We start from the raw sequence: 20,276 nt of genomic DNA, 5'->3' as shown, positions 1-20,276 counted from the left end.
ATGCCTGTGAAACTTGTATTTGCTACCAACAACAGGCACAAGCTGGAAGAGGTATCGGCCAAACTCGATGGCGCTATCGAGCTGGTAACGTTGCATGACATAGGTTGTGATGAAGATATAGAAGAGACAGGCGCCACATTTTACGAGAACGCCTCGATCAAAAGCCAGTATGTTTATCAAAACTACAAACTTGACTGCTTCGGCGACGATAGCGGACTGGAAGTAGAAGCATTAAACGGCGAGCCTGGCGTATATTCTGCCCGTTACGCCGGTGAGCACGGCAACCACGATGCCAACATCCAAAAAGTGCTTGAAAAGCTCGGCGATGCAGCAAACAGGCGCGCCCGTTTTATCAGCGTAATATCGCTGATGTGGAACGGTTCCGAACATTTTTTTGAGGGAACGGTGGAAGGAACTATCCGGCACGAACGCACAGGAACAGGTGGTTTTGGTTACGATCCTATTTTTCAGCCGGACAGCTTTGATATCACGTTCGCTGAAATGACCTTAGAGGAAAAAAATATGTTGAGCCACCGGGCCCGTGCGGTTGAAAAGCTGGTTGCTTTTCTAAACCGGCAAAATCACTGATCGGTCTTTATAGCTGTTTTCTTAACTGCCAACGTATCCTTAACTTTCTTATTCGTATCTGGCTGTTGTTTTTGCAAACTATCTTTCGCTTGTTTGATGCCGGGCAATATACCCGGTTTAACAGCGGTTGAATCCTTACCCGCCTTTATTACCGGCTGACTTTTCCCTGGCAAGCTTTTTTGAGGCAGGCCTTTGATAGCAGGCTTGCCCTTTAGCGAAGGCCTACCTTTATCATCTTTTGCCGGTACTTTTTTATTAAACGACGGGATAATGGACTCTTTCGAGACAGGCCGCTCGTTTGGCTTCCAGATAAAGCCCTTCAGCAGCTTGTCTTCTTCACTAAATTTCCCCAGTGGCCCGTAGCGGTGCTCGGGCTTGTCCATAAACAGGAGCGTAGTTACCTTGCTGTCTTTAAAATTGACGCGTATCCTGCTGCTCAGCGAGCGTTGCATATTGGCCACCTTACCGCTGTCCCGCGAAAAATAGATGGTTTCGGCATTGCCCGACACATATAAGCTCTCCAGCTTATCATCTTTAAAAAAACCGCGCATCTTTTTCCCGGCCATCTGGTTATAATGTACGGAATCCTCCTTTTCGATGTTCACCACAAAAGCATTGGGGTAAAGCTCCATGTTGTTCATCTTCTTATCCTTCATTTGCAGGTTAATGGTATCAGCTGATAGCTGGGACCCTTGCGTCCATACGATGGGATTTATATATAATCGGATGGTCGAATCGCTGCTGGCATAAAACGCGGAGTCGGATTTTCCCTGCAGGTCCGACTTGAACATTTTTACATGATGGAAGGCACTTAATATCCTCACCCGGGCAGTGTCGTCCAGCTTAACTGGTCGTACCAGGTAAACCGAGTCGAGCCGGGCCTTTTTCAAACTATCGCGCTTGCTCAGCTTTTTCTCCGCAACAGGAGGCGGGGTTTTACCAGGGGCTTCGCTGCCGGGTGTCCCCGCGTCCGGCGCATCTTTCCCGGAAGCTGCTTTTTTTGGCGCGATGTTGTCTGCAGCCGGCTTATTTTTGTCTCTTTTTTTCTTCTTTTTGCCGGTAACAGGCACATCTTCGCGCTTTATGGTATCCACTTTAAAGTTATCGAAGTAATGCCTGTGCAGGTACGAACTGTCAGGTATCATTCGCGGCGGCGAAAGGTCGATATGCTTTACGGGTACTTTGTAGACTATTGATTGCGGCGCTGCCTTACTGTTACTATCTTTTTTGGTTGTATCCCTGATATGTGATAACCTTATTTTCTCTTGTATATCCTTTAAATCTTTCCAGGTCAGCACCCTGGTTTCCAGCGTATCGGCGGTCATGTAGATCGAATCGTGCTTCATCTTGGTGGTGTCTTTTTTACGGATCGAAGTATCCACCGGTAATTTGGACAGGGTAAGCGGTTTACCTTTTTTCGCAGGCTTTACGATCGCGGCATCATCCTTCGTTTTAACATCCTTTGAAACAGGCGTTTGCGCCTTGTTTTGCGGAACATTTTTCAGCGGCATGGTGTTGGGTGGCGGAGCGGTTTTCACCTGTCCATTGCCGGCCAAATCTGCTAATGTCTTTTTACCGGTATCAGTTGCCATAAGCGGCTTCTTTGCAGCCGAATCGGTCTTAGAAGTATCCTTTTGTTCCGTAACAATTACCGCATAGGCGTTTTTAGTAACTACCGTACGTTCTTCTGCTTTGTAATAATTAGCCAGGTCGCCACGCAGCTGCATCTTTTGCTCGGTGTCGTTAAAAATGATGTGATCGATGGCCTTGCCAAACCCTTTTTTGCGGTCGTAAAACAAACTATCGCCGGTCAGTGTCTTGGTGCCCTGCTTGTAAAGGTTTTTCTTACCAAAAAAAGCCTGCTCGGTGTTGGTATCGTACGATCCGTTCTCGGTATAAAGGGTATCATTATCCTTGCCCTTCTTTTTGCCATAGATATTTGTGGGGCCATAGAAATAAGCGATCTTCGAACCTGAATTATATTTCATCGTATCCGTCAGCGTTAACGCATCCGGGGTTACCAGCCTAACATCGTACCGGAAATACGAATCGCGCGTTTGGGCGAAATAATACCCGTTTTTACTGGTTAATACATTATCCTTGTTCACCAGTTTGCCACCGCCGGTGTAGGTTCCGTATTTGGTGGCTGTATTGTAGGTCAGGTAATTGGTAGTTAGCGTAGCGTCCTTATCGATCATCCTTACATTATCAGTCAGGATGGCAATTTTTGTGTTCCCGTTATAATTCAGCTTATCCGAATAGATATGCATCGTATCGCCCTGCGTGATCAGCACATGGCCGAACGCATCGAAAGTATTCTCGCGCTGATGAAAATAAGCGCTGTCCGACTGCAGGGTCGAATTATCCTGCTGAAAGATAGCGTCGTACACTTTGAGTACATCAACTCCATTTACTTTAGCGCCCTGCACGCTGGACGATTTTATCAAATTAATGACCGATTTTTGCTGGGCCGAAACAGCTGATACAGCCGCCAGCATAAAAAAGGTTAATATGTACTTGATCACGGGGCAAAATTAGTTTTTTGGATGGGGTTATTAAATTAATAATTTTGGTGATGCTGCCGACCGAACTCTTCCGGGAATTTATCGCAAAAAATAGTCTTTTCGGGCATAACGATAAAATATTAGCGGCCGTAAGCGGTGGCAAAGACTCTGTTTTGATGACGCACCTGCTTAAAACGGCCGGTTATAATTTCGGCATAGCCCATTGCAACTTTCAGCTGCGCGGCGATGAAGCATTGGCCGATAAAGCCTTTGTTAACAACCTCGCATCGGAATTGAATGTACCTGTTCACAACATTGATTTTGATACCAAAAAACATGCCGCTGATGAAAAGGTCTCTATCCAGATGGCAGCGCGCGAGCTAAGGTATCAATGGTTTCAGCAGATCAGTCGGCAACACGGGTATGATGTAATTGCGCTTGCGCATCACCAAAACGACAGCATCGAAACAATATTGCTTAACCTTACCCGTGGCACCGGTATCGCGGGCCTGCATGGCATATTGCCTAAAAATGAAAACCAGGTACGCCCGTTGTTGTTTTTAAGCAGGGAGGAGATCGATGAGATCGTCCAAAATAATCAACTCGCTTACCGGGAAGACAGCTCCAATTCTTCAACAAAGTATGCCCGCAATAAGATCAGGCTGGAGGTTATCCCGAAATTAAAAGAACTCAATCCCGCACTGGAAGAAACATTTGAGCGTAACATCGAACACTTCCGCGGACTGGAGATATTGCTTGATCAAAAACTTGCTGAATTACGTAAAGAATTAATTACCGGCGATGGCGACAGTATCCGTATCCCGGTCGGAAAAGTAAAAAAACTGGTACCGCAGAGGCTATTGCTGTACGGGCTATTGGACGAATTCGGTTTTAACGAATCAACTGTAGCCGATATTATTTCATGTCTTGATAAACATTCCGGCCGAACCTTTGAATCAGCCGGTTTCATTTTATTGCTCGACCGGGATGACCTGGTGGTTTCAAAAAAACAGATCGAACCACCCGCCATAACCATTAACCTGGGCGACCACGAGGCCCATTATGGCAATTACCGGTTGAGCATTTTGCACGATGATTCGCCGCTAATTATTAAAGATAATCCTATGGCCGTTTCGATAGATACAGATCTGCTCATCTATCCGTTAACTATACGCAGCTGGCAGCAAAGCGACTATTTTTATCCACTGGGCATGAAAACCAGGAAAAAACTAAGCGACTTTTTTATCGGGTTGAAAATTCCGCTGCATCAGAAAAAACAGGTGCCGCTTCTGGTAAACGGCAATGGCGATATAGTCTGGATCGGTGGCTTTCGTCCCGACAACAGGTATAAAGTGAGTACTAAGACCAAAAAAGTTACTATCTTCGAACTGTATAAATTATGAGCGATTTCGTATCGACTCACCCCCAGCCCCCTCTCTCCGCCTCCGGCGTGAAGAGGGGAGCAAATAACCCTCTTTGCGCGAAGCGGAGAGAGGGTGGTCGAGCGAAGCAATGACCGGGTGAGTCAATAACCAATCTGCAAATTAAAATTATGAGCGACAAACCGCAATTTATCGAAAAACAATACCTGGGCAGAGAATGGATACCGATTACCATTCGCCTGATGCTGGCTATGTTTTGTTTTGCCGCTTACACTTTCAACTTTTTTACCGATAGCACCGAAAAAGCCGACATCCTGGCCGTAGCAGGGTTTGGTATCATCACCATATCCATCATCATGGGCTTTTTCCTTCATTTCCGCACAAGGGTTATCAACGGCAGCATTCTTATCGACGGCCTGTGGACCACCAAACTGGTTAAAATAGATCTTAACAGCATTGTGAAGGTGGAAAAAGGCATTTACAGCCGCTACTTCTTTAACAACCCGGTTTACAACCTGCATCAAAAGGGCACCATCCGTTTCTACACGTCGGGCAAAGATGCCATATACCTTACCGACCGCGACGGCTTGGTTTACGTCATCGGCACCCGCCACCTCAACGAGTTTTACCGGGCGATACAGGAAGAAATAAAGTGATACACTAAGTGTTCACGCCACCGCCGCTTGCCAAGCTTATTTAAAATTAACTATTTAATAATCAGATAATTACATTTGTCATAACACCAAAAAGTGCCCCATTTTTGCATTTTTCGTGAACACCTCTCTCGTGATATGGCTGATTATCACCACAGTAAAGCACACACGCGACGGCCCTTTTTAATGCATTTTTCTGTTAAAAATTCCACAAAAGTCAAAAAAAAGCAAGATCAGGCCAATTTGCGCCAAATGGCATCTACCGCTACCATAGCGATCAACGCCAAAACAATACTGCGTCGCGCACATTTTTTTCAAATTCGGTACACTAAGTGGCCCCGAAGCTATCAGGAATGGACGTTGGCCTATTATCGCGCCGGTATGTTTCCCAACCCGGAGGTTAATTTTTACCCATAAAATTTTAACCGGCAAATAAAAGCATTTGGCCCGCCGGACTATCACCAAACGTTCCTACGGAACGAAAAATTGGTTATTGTGCTATTTTCTACCGACCATGCGTCCTTACAGGACGCTCTTTATTTTCCGCCCCATGGGGGCGGTTGGTTGGTAGAAAAATGAATGTTTGGAAATGCGTTCCATAGGAACGCCTGGTGAAATTAGCCCCCGCAGCGTCTCCGGCACGGCGCCCTGCGGAATGAACGTCTGCCGCCCCGCAGGGTCTTCGTCGAGAGACCCTGCGGCGACAAAATTTTCAATAGCTTTTAGGAGCCCTTGGGCTATTACCAAACGTTCCTACGGAACGAAAATGGGTTATTGTGTCGTTTTCTACCGACCATGCGTCCTTACGGGACGCTCTTTATTCTCCGCCCCATAGGAGCGGTTGGTTGGTAGAAAAAATGAATATTCGGAAATGCGTTCCATAGGAACGCCTGGTGAAATTAGCCCCTACAGCGTCTCAGGCACGGCGCCCTGCGGAATGAGCGTCCTGCGGCAGCGCAGAATCCTCGCCGAGATACGCTGCGGCGACAAAAAAATTTCATTAGCTTTTAGGGGCCCTTGGGTTATCACCAAACGTTCCTACGGAACGAAAAATGGGTTATTGTGTCGTTTTCTACCAACCATGCGTCCTTACAGGAAGCTCTTTATTCTTCGCCCCATAGGGGCGGTTGGTTGGTAGAAAAAATGAATGTTTGGAAATGCGTTCCATAGGAACGCCTGGTGAAATTAGTCTCCGCGGCGTCTCCGGCGGGGACTAAAAGAAAAAGAATTCGCCGAAACATTCATACCTACCCAGGCTCTTCATGCTAAGCATGATATAAAATGTCCTTTTCATATGCTGCTCCTATTAGCCAGAAAAGGCCCCTCAATGAGCGGCCTTTTCTGCTGGATTAAAAATTCACTTTACTTAACTTCTATTTGCCTGCGGACAGATTTAGCTTCTTCTTTCTTGGCAATGTTTATTTTCAATATACCATCGGTATATTCTGCTTCAATGCTGTTATCATCAGCTGTTTCCGGCAAAGTAAACGACCTTACAAACGAGCTGTAACTGTATTCACGTTTGCTGTAATTTTTCTGATCTTCGTTGTTTTCAGAGCGTTGCTCAACTGATATGCTCAGCATGTTTTTGTCGAGATTCAGTTTGAAATCCTCTTTCTTCAGGCCGGGTGCTGCCAGTTCAACATGAAAATGATCAGGCGTTTCGCTGATGTTGGCGGCAGGTACACGGGTTACCATGCGGTCTGAAATAAAGGAATCGTTAAAAAATGATTCGAAAATGTCATTAAAGCCTGGCAATAATACATTGTTCTTTTTTTCGGGATTTAATTTAACCAATGTCATAGGTTTTCCTCCTTAATATTAATGATTGAACTTCTTAATTAATTAAACTCTTTTACCCTAAAACAAAGACGATACCAATTATATTTTCGAACCAACAACTGAAAAAATTTCACTCTGAAAATGAAACTTTTTCAGTTACGCTGTCAAAATTTCTGACACATCAATTCATTAAACCGGGTTTGTAAATAGCTTCGCGTTATTTCAGTTTGTTGAAGATTTGTCATGTTCATACAGGCCGGTTGTTTTTTGGATTCGGCGAGTTGCAATCCGCTTTTTAGTTCCTACTTTTAGGCATTATTTGGCCCACGGGTCATTTTTTTACCTGTATAATGTCAGTTTGCGGCTATGCCAAAAGCTCATAAGCAGTTCCGCAGGAATTTACCCCTGCGGGTATGCTGTTCAAATACATCCATCTCTTAAAATCACACAATTCAATACATTAACCAAAATCAAGCACTATGAAAACCATTAAAGTAAAAGACGGAACCGAAATTTTTTACAAGGACTGGGGAACCGGGCAACCGCTGTTCTTCCATCACGGGTGGCCCTTATCCAGCGACGACTGGGATGCACAAATGATGTTTTTTCTTAAACAAGGCTACCGCGTTATCGCGCACGACCGCCGCGGCCATGGCAGGTCTACCCAGGCTTCGGACGGACACAATATGGATACCTATGCCGCCGACGTGGCCGCTGTCGCCGAAGCGCTCGACCTTAGAAATGCCGTTCATATCGGCCATTCTACCGGCGGCGGCGAAGCCATCCATTATGCCGCTAATCTTGGAAAAGCACGTGTAGCTAAAGTTGTACTGATCAGCGCCGTTACCCCGCTAATGCTAAAAACGGAGAATAATCCCGACGGCGTCCCGATGGAGATATTTGACGAAATACGGCAGGGTACGGCATTTAACCGGGCGCAATATTTCCAGGACTTTACCATACCGTTTTATGGTTACAACCGCGAAGGCGCAAAAATATCGCAAGGAATAAGGGACAACTGGTGGCGCCAGGGTATGATGGGCGGTGTAAAGGCGCATGTTGAAGGTATCAAAGCTTTTTCAGAAACGGACTTTACCGGCGACCTTAAAAGTGTAGACATCCCGGTACTTGTTTTACACGGCGAAGACGACCAGATCGTACCGTTTCCAATTTCGGGCGCCAAGGCCATAAAACTTTTGAAACACGGTAAACTGATCTCATACCCCGGTTTCCCGCACGGTATGCCGGCTACCGAGGCAGCAACCATTAATAAGGACCTGCTGGAATTTATCAGATCATAAATAGCAGCATTTTAACCAATTCCTTTCCTACAAAAGCTGCCATAGTTTTATGGCGGCTTTTCTTTTTAGTCCCCGCAGGCTCTCCGGCACGGGACCCTGCGGAATGAATGTCCTGCCACAGCGCAGGGTCCTCGTCGAGAGACCCTGCGGGGACTAAAAAAGCCAGAACGCTGTGGTCATTATCCGGATAGTATTTACGGGTAAACTTAAATCGGGTCAAATCCAATGGTATCGCAGAAAACCGTATATTGGTAATAATGAACCAATACCCTGACATCAGACCGGAATGGGTGCCGTCAGCATACAGGCAACAGACGGAAACACAGCCAGCACCTGCTATTGAAACTCATTGCACTAAACCTGCCTTATACAGGCAAAGCAAAATTTCTCCCGGGCAGCTTAAACGCCACAGGCAGCGGCAACGGAAGTCGCATTAAAGCAGCTTCTCCCATCTGGGGACAGGTAACGATTTGGATCAAAATACATTGTTGATCGCCGAATTTTTGTATATTTATATTCCAATTCAACCCAATTTCTTCATGCCTTCAATAAAACTAAGACGCTATCTCATCGGTTTACCGGCGCTTTTATTAATAATATGCTCAGCCTTCATCTGGCTTAAACCAAACTCCATTGACAAGCAGCCGCAATTCAAACTGACACCCACCAAACCATTTGTATTCAATTCCTTTGTCGATTGTAATATGTCCGAAGTTTGGGTGGGCGACACTTTCCGAATCTTCCCCGGAAAGTATGGCGAGGACCCGCTTTGGGGCTATTCCAACGAACTGAAATATGCCGACGGTAAGACTGTCGATCAGGCATTCGGCCGCAAATCAACAGAATTTACGGCGCCAAAAATGCCGCTGAACGCCAGGCCGGGCACACCGGGATTGCATGGCGCCGTTTGGTTCGAGTCGGTTTACCAGGATGTGAACGACCAAAGCGGCAAAACACTTTATGCGCTTTATCATAATGAGAACTACCCTTCTACCCTGCCTTATGACACCAAAACAGGCGAAGGTTATATCAATGCTAACTGGCCGCAAGGGCTAAAAGGGCCATCGTCTCCGTCGGCGGTATGCCGCATCGGTATCATGAAATCGGCAGACGGCGGCCTTAGCTGGAAAAACAACGGTTTGTTCATACAAGACCTGCAATCGCGCCTCATCCTGAAACAGCATAACACCGCTGCTAATTTTGCAGGCGGCACCGGTGACCCGTCTGCTGTAGCAAGCGGCAAATACCTGTACCTGTTTTATGGCGAATATGGGTACCCCGAAAAATACAGTAACACTGCCTACAGTGCCAAAAAGGAATGGAGCGAGCAATGTATCAGCATAGCCCGGATAGCCTTAAGCGACCTGGATAACCCGCAGGGCAAAGCCAAAAGATGGGACGGCAGCGGGTTCAATGCACCTTATAACGGTGCAGGCCAACCTGTAAAGTCTTTACAAATACCTATGGAAAAAGGCGGCGGACCCGCATCGTCGCCGACGGGGAAATATTATTGGGGACCGTCCGTCAGCTGGAATACTTACCTCAATTGCTGGGTGATGCTAATGGCAAAAGCCGAAGGACCGTCGTGGAAAGGCAGCAGCATTTATATTTCTTTCAACAAAAACGCCGATTTGGGTGCCGGCGACAATGCGCAGCAATGGTCGGCCCCGCAATTGCTTGTCGACAAACCCGGCCATACCATCTGGTACCCCTCGCTGCAGCCGGAAAGCAGCGTAGCTAATGGGACTAACAAATATTCATCCCTCAAACTCGGCCAAAAAGCACGGCTGTTTTATAAAGACAATTACAAGGACCGGGGCGATTATATTTCGGAATATACGCTGGAGTTTGTCAAATGACTGTTGGCTTCCAAGAGCCATCGGCTCGGCCCAATTTTGTAACGCCGGGTTTCAACCCGGCGCATTGGACCGGCACAATCAACCCGGCGTTAATACCCAATCAACCCTGTTTTTCGTATAAACCCGCTAAGATTTTTATATTTAGCAACGAAAACTACTAAGGATGCAATTTGAACAAGCCGGCGACTTTATATTGAATAAGCTGGAGAAGGAAATACCCGCACATCTTTGTTACCATAATATCGGCCATACCCGGGATGTTGTTAATGCTGCGGAAAGATTGGGCAGGGCCGAAAATATACCCGGTTACGAATTGAAATTGCTGCACGTGGCTGCTTGTTACCACGATTCGGGCTTTCTGAATGTATCGCACGAGCACGAAATGGAGTCGTGCCGGATAGCGAAAGAAAGCCTGCCTGCCTTTGGCTTTAGCCCGGAGGAAACAGACCGTATATGCGGGATGATCATGGCTACGCGTATACCGCAATCGCCAAATAATAAGCTGGAAGAAATATTGGCGGATGCAGACCTGGATTATCTCGGTCGTGATGATTTTTTTGCTATCGGCGATAAGTTATACCATGAACGCGGCCTGACCGATCGGGATGAATGGAACGCCACACAATTAAAATTTATGCAGGCGCACCACTATTTTACACAAACAGCATTAAATTTACGCGGCTCGAAGAAGCAGGATAATTTGGACAAGATAAAAGCATTATTACAATAAAATATGAAAAGACTCAGGTTACCCGGCCCTGTTATCGATACGATCTACGTGATCGCGGGTATATTGTTTTGTGGTTTTGCATTAAAAAGCTTCCTGGTACCCAATCAATTTTTTGACGGCGGTGTAACCGGCGTATCGCTCTTAATATCCGAACTTTACCATATCCCCATTGCTTATGTAATAGTGGCTGCCAATATACCCTTTATCATTATGGGGCTTAAGCAGGTAAACCGCACCTTTGCCATTAAAACTGTTCTGGCCATCGTCGGTCTTGGGCTATGCCTCCTGTATATGCCCGAACAGCACGTTACTTCAGATAAGCTGCTGGTATCCATTTTCGGCGGTGTATTTATGGGAATTGGTGTGGGTTTATCTATTCGCGGGGGCTGCGCCCTCGACGGCATCGAGGTATTAGCGCTTTATACAGGTAAACGCATCAGCTTTACCATTAGCGAAATTATTTTGGGCATCAATATCGTTATATTCCTTATTGCGGCCATTAAATTGGGCTTACCAACTTCCTTTTACTCAATCATAACCTATTATGCTGCTTCCAAAACCAGCCACTTTGTGATCGAAGGCCTTGAAGAATATACCGGTGTAACCATCATCTCGGCGCAAAGCGAGATCATCAAAGAGCGGCTGGTAATGGAACTTGGCCGTGGTATTACTGTTTACAAGGGAGAGCGTGGTTTCCTGAAAAACAGTTTTGATGTTAGCCACCCGGTCGATATTATTTTTACCGTTGTAACGCGCCTCGAGGTGCTCCGGCTAAAAGACATGGTGCATGACGTGGACGAAAAAGCGTTCATCTTTACCAGCACCATCAAGGAAGCCGCGGGCGGTGTACTTAAAAGGCGCGCAAGGCAGCACTAAAGTCTTGTTGAACATCCAACAATGGATTTTGAATATCGATGCCGAAGTTTGATCCTTAATCCGGTTATCAGGTTTTCAGGTTTTCAGTCTGAAATTTTTACTTCATTATCCGCTATTCAATATTCGGTGTTCGATATTTAACTTCAATGGGCTAACTGCCTGAAAATCTATAAATTCTTGTAAATTTATGGGTTATTGCTATTTTTATAAAATAACGATCAGCCCAAACCAAATGACAAAAAAGATCCTGACAATTGCAGCAATGCTTATCGCTTGCTGCAGCACTGCCTTTGCCCAAAAAAACAAGGTCGACAGCCTGCAAAAAGCCTACAATAAAAACAGACAGGATACCACGCTGGTGATGTATTATTTTTTTAAAAGCGCTACCATATTTCTTACCACAAATACCGATTCGGGCATGATCTATTCGAAAAAAGCGCTTGAGTTGGCCCAAAAAATACATTTTAAACGGGGCGAGGTTCGTGCCCTTTCCGGCATAGCTACCTTTCAGAACATCAGCGGCGATCTGCCGGGATCGTTAAAAACAACATTCGACGCGCTTCCTGAAGCTATCAGGCTCAACGAGGTGCGTGTTGTTGCTTCGTGTTATAATACCCGGGGGCTCACCTATTCTACGCTTAAAGATTTTAAAAAATCGCTTGACAATTATTACATGGCAAAGAATGTGGCTGAAAAACATCATTTAAATGATTTGCTGGTGGTTGAAATGAACAACATAGCCCGGCAATACCTGGATATGAACAGACTGGACTCCGCTTACTATTTTACCAAAAAAGACTATGATTTTGCTTTGAAATCGCATATCGTGAATAACCTGGGTTACCTGATCCGGAATTTTGGTATCATCCAGCACAAAAAGGGCGATTTCAGGGGTGCCATTGGTTATTATCAAAAAAGCCTGCGCGATTCATCGGCCCGCAATAACCATTATCTGCAAAGCGAGGACTACCGCCGCATTGCAGAGGCCTACCAGCAGATGAGAATGCCTGATTCCTGTATTGAATTTGCAAAACTGGCTTTTGAACAGGCAAAGCTCGACCGCAACCCCGACCAGGTACAACGCGCAACCAAGTTGCTTACCGATGAGTTCCTGGCCAAAGGGAACTACAAAGATGCCTTTGATTACCAGCAGATAACGCTTAAGGCCCGGGACAGCCTGTTTAGCCAGCAAAAGACCTTGCAGGTACAAAACCTGGCCTATAACGAACAGCAACGTATACAGCAAGCCCGCGCTGCAGAAATTGCTTACCAAAACCGTGTGCGCTATTATGCTTTGCTGGGAGTAATTGCAGTATTTATACTGGTAGCCGGTATCCTTATTTACGCTAACGGAAAGCGAAAAAAAGCAAACACCCTGCTCCACGAGCGTAACGCGCAAATAGAGGCACAAAGTAAAGCGATCGAAAAAACACTTGCCGACCTGAAGAATACGCAAACCCAGTTGGTACAATCCGAAAAAATGGCCTCGCTGGGCGAACTGACGGCCGGCATAGCGCACGAGATACAGAACCCGCTCAACTTCGTTAACAACTTTTCAGAAGTAAATACCGAATTGATAGAAGAAATGGAGCAGGAAATAGCTATGGGCCATTTCGACGAGGTTAAGGCTATTGCCGCCGATGTAAAAACAAACCAGTTCAAAATAAGCCAGCATGGCAAACGTGCCGACTTTATCGTGAAGGGCATGCTTCAGCACAGCCGTGCCAGTACCGGCGAAAAGCAGCCCACTAACCTGAACATGCTTGCCGATGAGTTTCTTAAACTTTCCTTCCACGGCTTAAGGGCGAAAGACAAGTCGTTTAATGCCGAAATGGCTACACATTTCGATCCGGATCTGCCCAGGATCAATGTCGCGCAGCAGGAAATAGGCCGTGTGCTGCTTAACCTGTACAACAATGCTTTCTATGCCGTAAATCAAAAAGCGAAAACAGCCGGCACTGGCTATAAACCCGAAGTATCGGTTAGTACCGCAACTGAAAACGGGCAGGTGGTGATCAAAGTAAAGGACAACGGCAATGGCATCCCGAATGCTATAAAAGATAAGATCATGCAGCCATTCTTCACCACCAAACCAACCGGCGAGGGTACAGGCCTGGGCTTGTCATTGAGTTATGATATTGTAGTAAAGGGGCATGGGGGCACAATGGATGTAAAAACCAAAGAAGGCGAGTTTACCGAGTTTACGGTTGTACTACCGATAATGTAATCTATGAGAAATACAAAATATAGTTATTTAATACTCCTGGGCCTACTGCTTTGTGTACGCATGGGGCAGGCACAAACCTATAATAGTGCCGATTCGGTGAAAAAGTATCGAAACATATATAATTCGGATAAAAGCGTTTACAATTTGGGAGCGCTGTACCATTTTGAGTCGAATTACTACAGGGGTGTTAATGCCGATTCGGCGTTGTACTACGCAAATTTATACCTTGATATTGCAAAGAAAATTAAAAACAGCCACGCGGAAACCCTTGCTCTGGCCGATATGGAACGCGCCCTTCGCCAATCGGGCAACCTGGCCGAGGCGTTAACCATTGAACTGCAAAATCTCGAACGTATAAAACAATCAGGTACGGCGTTTAGTGAAGGGTTCGAATTGAATAGCATCGGAAATACGTATCTGGATATGGGCGACCCGCGTACCGCGTTAAATTATTACAGGGCGTCGTACGCCACGTTTCTAAAAAGCGGCGGAAACAGCCATTACTGGAAATTGAATGAGTCTTCAAATATTGGTGACGCTTACGAGAAGCTAAATATGCCTGATTCAGCTTTGTATTACGAACTAAAGCTGTACAACAATAAACATTTTCCCAGCGATATTATACCCGAATTGCTTGGACGGATTGGAAATGCATACCTGGCAACCGGCAAATACCAGGATGCCTTAAATTATTACCGCAAGGGCTTACTATTAGCGCCGGCAGGCTCTAATAGTACCACAGATGCTGCATCGATGCACTTGCACCTGGCAAAATTATTTAACAGGATAAATAATGCTGATTCAAGTATTTTTTATGCCCGTAAGGCATATGCTATAGCTAAGCCAACTTCGTTTCGTGGTACGGTACTTGATGCCAGCCGCTTGCTGGCCGACCTGTATGGCAGGCGAGCTAATATTGACAGCGCTTATAATTACCTACAAATTGCAATGCGGTATAATGATTCACTTTTCGGGGCCGAAAAATTTAATCATATACAAAAAATATTATTAGGTGAACAGCGGCGGCAGCAAGCCGTTTTACAGAAACAGGAGGATCTGAAAAACCGCTACCAGCTTATTGCCGGTATAGCTATTATAATTTTTGTGCTTATAGTAGCCTTATTAATTTGGCGTAATAACAGGAAGCAAAAACATACTAACCTACTGCTAAGTGAGCAAAAAGAGGAGATAGAAGCACAACGTGATGATCTTGAAAAAACACTGACCGATCTTAAAATTACTCAAACGCAACTCATTCAATCCGAAAAAATGGCCTCGCTGGGCGAACTGACGGCCGGCATAGCCCACGAGATACAGAACCCTTTAAACTTCGTTAACAATTTTTCAGAAGTAAATACCGAATTGATAGAAGAAATGGAGCAGGAAATAACAAAGGGCCATTTCGACGAGGTTAAGGCTATTGCTGCCGATGTAAAAACCAACCAGCTAAAAATAAGCCAGCATGGCAAACGTGCCGACTTTATCGTGAAGGGCATGCTTCAGCACAGCCGTGCCAGTACCGGCGAAAAGCAGCCCACCAACCTGAACATGCTTGCCGATGAGTTTCTTAAACTTTCCTTCCACGGCTTAAGGGCGAAAGACAAGTCGTTCAATGCCGAAATGGCGACACATTTCGATCCGGATCTGCCCGGGATCAATGTCGCGCAGCAGGAAATAGGCCGTGTGCTGCTCAACCTGTACAACAATGCCTTTTATGCCGTAAATCAAAAAGCGAAAACAGCCGCCGCTGGTTATAAACCCGAAGTATCGGTTAGTACCGCAACTGAAAACGGGCAGGTGGTGATCAAAGTAAAGGACAACGGCAATGGCATCCCGGATGCAATAAAAGATAAGATCATGCAGCCATTCTTCACCACCAAACCAACCGGAGAGGGTACAGGCCTGGGCTTGTCATTGAGTTATGATATTGTGGTAAAGGGGCATGGGGGCAAAATAGAAGTAGATACTGAAATGGGGGAATTTACGGAGTTTATAATTTATCTTCCTGAACGGTTATGATAAAGAAACTGATATTTCTGTTCGCATTTTTCCTGCTGGCGGGCCGGTGCCTGGCGCAGAATGATTTCGCCCATGCGGCCATGGATTCCCTGCAAAAAGTCTTGGCAAAGCAAACAACAGCAAAAGATAGCTTACTCACGGTGCAAAAGCTGGTGGATTTTACGCCTATCCGTTCCGACGAGACATCGGGCTTCGCCGATCATTATAAAATGTTGCTTGGCCTTAATGAAAAGCTGAATCTGATAGATGTTACGCCATACCTGCTAATGCAGGATGGTAACAAATATTGGGCTAAACGGGAATATAGCGAATCGTTAAAGAGTTTCCAGGCCGCTGTTGAAATCTTTGATAAACAGCATAAGGTTATTTATCCCCTGCTGATCAACATGCGCATCCTCTATAATTTCCTGAACGACCAGGATGCGCGGCTGCACTATTTTCAGAAAAAACTGGAGTACTACCTGGTGAATGGCCCTTATGAAAACACAGCTCCCTGTTACCACGCTATCGCCGGCTTTTATTTATACAAAGGCGCTTTTAACCAGGCTATCAATAATTATATGAAGGGGGCCGAAGTATTCAGAAAATTCCAGCCTAATTTTTATGCCCAAATTATGTATGTACTCGGCATGACCTACAATCAATGGGGCAATTTTGATAAGGCGCGTTACTATGCCCACAAAGCCCTTCCCTTGTCGCAAAAGCAAAAAGATACCAGCGGGATAAATTATTGCTATGCCACGATAAGCCGTATAGAGTATAACGCCGGAAAATATAATGAAGCCCTGGCTGCGATAAATGAGAGCATTCGCTTTATGAGTAAAAGAGTATCGCAGCGCGTGGCCAACATATACGCCACTAAAGCAGAGATCTACCTCAAACTAAATCACCCCGACCTGGCATTCCCTTTACTAACCAGGGCGAAAAAGGTAACCGATTCAGCGGGTTTTAAAACGGTTAGCTCTGTTGGCTATACTGAGATCGATTACGATTTTTACGATTATTACCTGGGCCAGGGAAATAGCGCCGAAGCAGAAAGATCCCTGTTGACGGCTTATCAAAAGTCGTCCAACGAACAAGGGGTGCCGTTACAATTGAAATACCTGCGCGAACTCGGCAACTTCTACCAGAAGCGTGGCCAACCTGAAAAGTCGGAAAAGTATTTCCAGGAATTTTTTAAAGTTTTCGACGCCCGGGAGGAAGGGCTGCACGATTTTAAAGTGGCCCAGTACGAGATAGACCAAAACGACAAAGTTCAAAAAGAACACATCAATCAGCTGAAGCAGGAAAAAGCTGTTCAGGATTATGAATTAAGCAGGCGCAACGTTTTGCTTTGGGTTTCGCTGGCTATTGTGTTGCTGGTAAGCGCTCTGCTGGTGTTTATCTACCGGCAACTTAATATCAACAAAAAAACATTGATCGCCCTGCGCCAAACCCAGCGGCAGCTCATACAATCAGAAAAAATGGCCTCGCTTGGCGAACTCACCGCCGGCATCGCCCACGAGATACAAAACCCGCTCAACTTCGTCAACAACTTTTCAGAAGTTAACATCGAGCTCCTGGAAGAAATGGAAGCCGAACTGAAACGCGGCGATATAGACGAAGCCATTGACATCGCCGGCGACATCAAACAAAACCTCGAAAAAATAGGGCACCACGGCAAGCGCGCCGATGGTATAGTAAAAGGCATGCTGCAGCACAGCCGTGCCAGCAGCGGCCAAAAGGAACCAGCCAATATCAATACCCTGGCCGACGAATATCTCCGGCTCGCTTATCACGGGCTGCGCGCCAAGGACAAATCGTTCAACAGCGAATTAGCAACTGATTTTGACGAGAAACTGCCGCCCGTAAACATGATTCCGCAGGATATTGGTCGGGTGCTGCTTAACTTGTTTACCAACGCGTTCTATGCCGTTCAGCAAAAGCAAAAAACCGCCGGCGCCGGTTATAAGCCACTGGTAGAACTGGCAACCAGGCTGAAAGACGGTTTTGTTGAAATAACGGTAAAAGATAACGGCACCGGCATCCCTGATAATGTAAAAGATAAAATATTACAGCCTTTCTTCACCACCAAACCCACCGGCGAAGGGACCGGTTTGGGCCTCTCCATGAGTTACGATATTGTCGTGAAGGGGCATGGCGGAAGTATTGATGTGGATACAAAAGAGAACGAATACACCTTATTTACAATCAAGTTGCCGGTACAATGAAGAAGGCCTTCCTTTCCATACTATTAATAACAATAATGGGGGTTGCGTCCGCCCAAACCAGCCAGTTTTTTCATTTGGATAGGCTTTCGAAAAATGATACTTTATTACGCGGATGGAAATATCACGCGGGTGACAATCCGAAGTGGGCCGGTCCGGATGTTGACGATAGCAAGTGGCAGTTTACCGACCCTACCCGGGACGTAGAGAGTTTTACAGAACTTCGCAAATCAGGGATTGCATGGCTGCGCTTACACATTAGTGTGGATAGCGCCATTGCGAAACAGCAACTGGCGGCATATATCATCCAATATACTGCTTCAGAAATTTACTTGAATGGAAAACTGATCCGCAAATACGGGATCGTCAGTCCTGCCCCGGATAAGGTGTTAGCCTATCTTCCGTCGCCACGGCCTTTCAACATTGGGCTTAAGCCGGGCGAAAACGTACTGGCGGTGAGACTTGCCTACCAACCGGGAATACCCTATCTGTCAATTTTCTACACTCCTCTGCCCGTTTTTTCAATTTATGTTGACGATCAGCAAACGGCCCTGGCCAACTACGATGATAGTCAGCACAGGATGACGATGTACATTCTTATTTTTGCGCTGGCTTCGGGCGTATTGCTTATCATCAGCATTATCTACCTTGTCTATTTTCTTTATGACAAAACTCAGAAAGTCAATCTGTATTACGCCGCGTTCACCTTAGCATTGTGCATAAATTCATTGCCAATAGAAGTATGGGGTGTTGGGCGATTCGGGTTCGTGAGCTCACAAATGTGGGTATTCTTTATGGAAGGAGTGGGGGTTACTATAGGTATGCTAATGCTGCTGCTAACCATTTATACGCTATTCGGATACACACGCAGAACCATATTTAAGATTTTGGTACTCGCTGGTGTAATAGTAACTATTTTGATGTACACGTCGTCACTTTTGGGTTTTGTGATCGCCAGTATCGGATTCCCGGTAATTTGCCTCGCCGCGGGATTGCATGTATGTATTTGGGCAATAAGGCATCGCAAAAAAGACGCGGGCATAATTTTAGCCGGGGTTGTTTTCTTTACATTATTTACTGTCTCTTATTATTTTATCAATGCCGATACCGTTTTAGCCCAGGTAACCTTTTATATAGCACAAATGTCGTTCCCCATCGGCATGTCCTTTTATTTGAGCCTGCAAAGCTCGCTTACTAACAAAAAGTTGAGAACGACGCTTGAGGACGTACAAATGCTTTCGGCTAAAAACCTTGCGCAGGAACAGGAAAAGCAGCAAATACTGGCCGATCAAAATATATTATTGGAGACCCAGGTAAACGAACGCACTGCCGAACTTAACCAATCCTTAACTCATTTAAAAACCACCCAAACTCAACTTATTCAGTCCGAAAAAATGGCAAGCTTAGGTGAGCTTACCGCGGGCATAGCCCACGAGATACAGAACCCATTAAATTTTGTCAATAATTTTTCGGAGGTAAGCGCCGAATTAGTGGATGAAATGGATGAGGAGCTAGATAAAGGCGATATTAACGAAGCAAAAGCCATCGGCGCAGATTTGAAGCAAAATCTTGAAAAAATACGCCACCACGGCAAACGTGCGGATGCCATTGTAAAAGGTATGCTGCAACACAGCCAGGCGGGCAGCGGCACAAAGGAGCCCACTAATATCAATACCCTCGCAGATGAATATCTCCATTTGGCCTATCACGGCTTGCGGTCAAAAGACAAATTATTTAATGCCGAATTGGCCACCAGTTACGATGAAAATCTTCCCAAAGTAAATGCCATTCCGCAGGATATCGGCCGCGTGCTGCTCAACCTGTTTAACAACGCTTTTTACGCGGTGAATCAAAAACAGAAAGCAGCGACGGATGATTATAAGCCCGAAATATCGGTAAGTACAAGGTCAGAAAATGGACAAGTAATCATCAAAGTAAAAGATAATGGTACAGGCATCCCCAACGCTATTAAAGAAAAGATCATGCAGCCGTTTTTTACCACCAAGCCAACCGGAGAAGGAACTGGTTTGGGTTTATCTTTAACTTACGATATGGTGGTAAAAGGGCACGAAGGAACTATCCAGGTAGAAAGCGAAGACGGGCAGGGTTCAGAGTTTATTATTAAATTACCTATCCTAACATAATCAC

At 45.7% G+C, this 20,276-nt stretch carries 14 protein-coding genes; 11 read left to right on the top strand and 3 right to left on the bottom strand.

The window, feature by feature from the left end; genetic code table 11:
- On the top strand, positions 1-588 hold the full coding sequence (locus VL525_RS07650; protein WP_325385045.1) for a non-canonical purine NTP diphosphatase: 588 nt from the start codon (positions 1-3) through the stop codon (positions 586-588).
- Here the strand turns inward: VL525_RS07650 and VL525_RS07645 are convergent.
- Complete coding sequence (locus VL525_RS07645) at positions 582-3,113, bottom strand: OstA-like protein (protein WP_325385043.1); 2,532 nt, start codon at positions 3,111-3,113, stop codon at positions 582-584. The two genes, VL525_RS07650 and VL525_RS07645, sit on opposite strands and share 7 nt — an antisense overlap.
- Before the next feature lie 50 nt (positions 3,114-3,163).
- Here VL525_RS07645 and tilS point away from each other — a divergent pair, with 50 nt between their 5' ends.
- Positions 3,164-4,495, top strand: a complete 1,332-nt coding sequence (tilS, locus tag VL525_RS07640) for a tRNA lysidine(34) synthetase TilS (RefSeq protein ID WP_325385040.1) — start codon at positions 3,164-3,166, stop codon at positions 4,493-4,495.
- Positions 4,496-4,644: 149 nt separating this feature from the next.
- On the top strand, positions 4,645-5,130 hold the full coding sequence (locus tag VL525_RS07635) for a hypothetical protein (protein WP_325385038.1): 486 nt from the start codon (positions 4,645-4,647) through the stop codon (positions 5,128-5,130).
- 1,359 nt (positions 5,131-6,489) lie between these two features.
- On the opposite strand, the gene VL525_RS07630 is transcribed toward VL525_RS07635, so the two are convergent.
- Complete coding sequence (locus VL525_RS07630; protein ID WP_325385036.1) at positions 6,490-6,930, bottom strand: Hsp20/alpha crystallin family protein; 441 nt, start codon at positions 6,928-6,930, stop codon at positions 6,490-6,492.
- 458 nt (positions 6,931-7,388) lie between these two features.
- Between VL525_RS07630 and VL525_RS07625 the strand changes: the two genes are divergently transcribed.
- Positions 7,389-8,210, top strand: coding sequence for an alpha/beta hydrolase (locus VL525_RS07625; protein WP_325385034.1), 822 nt, complete (start codon positions 7,389-7,391; stop codon positions 8,208-8,210).
- On the opposite strand, the gene VL525_RS07620 is transcribed toward VL525_RS07625, so the two are convergent.
- A complete protein-coding gene (locus VL525_RS07620) occupies positions 8,200-8,430 on the bottom strand; it encodes a hypothetical protein (RefSeq protein WP_325385032.1) in 231 nt (76 codons plus the stop codon). The two genes, VL525_RS07625 and VL525_RS07620, sit on opposite strands and share 11 nt — an antisense overlap.
- 319 nt (positions 8,431-8,749) lie before the next feature.
- Here VL525_RS07620 and VL525_RS07615 point away from each other — a divergent pair, with 319 nt between their 5' ends.
- The 7 genes from VL525_RS07615 to VL525_RS07585 all read left to right on the top strand — a co-directional run bounded on the left by VL525_RS07615 (position 8,750) and on the right by VL525_RS07585 (position 20,272).
- The gene (locus VL525_RS07615; RefSeq protein ID WP_325385030.1) at positions 8,750-10,069 is read left to right on the top strand and encodes a hypothetical protein; all 1,320 of its coding nucleotides are present in this window, start codon (positions 8,750-8,752) and stop codon (positions 10,067-10,069) included.
- Between the two features lie 163 nt (positions 10,070-10,232).
- Entirely contained in the window at positions 10,233-10,799 is a 567-nt protein-coding gene (locus VL525_RS07610) for an HD domain-containing protein (protein WP_325385028.1), read from the top strand.
- A gap of 3 nt (positions 10,800-10,802) precedes the next feature.
- Positions 10,803-11,675: a YitT family protein gene (locus tag VL525_RS07605; RefSeq protein WP_325385026.1), complete on the top strand. Its 873-nt coding sequence runs from the start codon at positions 10,803-10,805 to the stop codon at positions 11,673-11,675.
- A 232-nt stretch (positions 11,676-11,907) separates the two neighbouring features.
- Positions 11,908-13,902, top strand: coding sequence for a tetratricopeptide repeat-containing sensor histidine kinase (locus tag VL525_RS07600; RefSeq protein WP_325385024.1), 1,995 nt, complete (start codon positions 11,908-11,910; stop codon positions 13,900-13,902).
- Positions 13,903-13,905: 3 nt separating this feature from the next.
- The gene (locus VL525_RS07595) at positions 13,906-15,921 is read left to right on the top strand and encodes an ATP-binding protein (protein ID WP_325385022.1); all 2,016 of its coding nucleotides are present in this window, start codon (positions 13,906-13,908) and stop codon (positions 15,919-15,921) included.
- Positions 15,918-18,131, top strand: a complete 2,214-nt coding sequence (locus VL525_RS07590; protein WP_325385019.1) for an ATP-binding protein — start codon at positions 15,918-15,920, stop codon at positions 18,129-18,131. The genes VL525_RS07595 and VL525_RS07590 overlap by 4 nt, the downstream gene beginning before the upstream one ends.
- Positions 18,128-20,272 (top strand): ATP-binding protein, encoded by a 2,145-nt coding sequence (locus VL525_RS07585; protein ID WP_325385017.1) that lies wholly within the window; start codon positions 18,128-18,130, stop codon positions 20,270-20,272. Before VL525_RS07590 ends, VL525_RS07585 begins: the two co-directional genes overlap by 4 nt.
- Positions 20,273-20,276: the final 4 nt, after the last annotated feature.

This window comes from Mucilaginibacter sp. (assembly GCF_035492695.1).
GTDB lineage: Bacteria > Bacteroidota > Bacteroidia > Sphingobacteriales > Sphingobacteriaceae > Mucilaginibacter.
The sequence above is the reverse complement of the archived record's forward strand: the minus strand, read 5'-3'. Positions and strand labels throughout refer to the sequence as shown.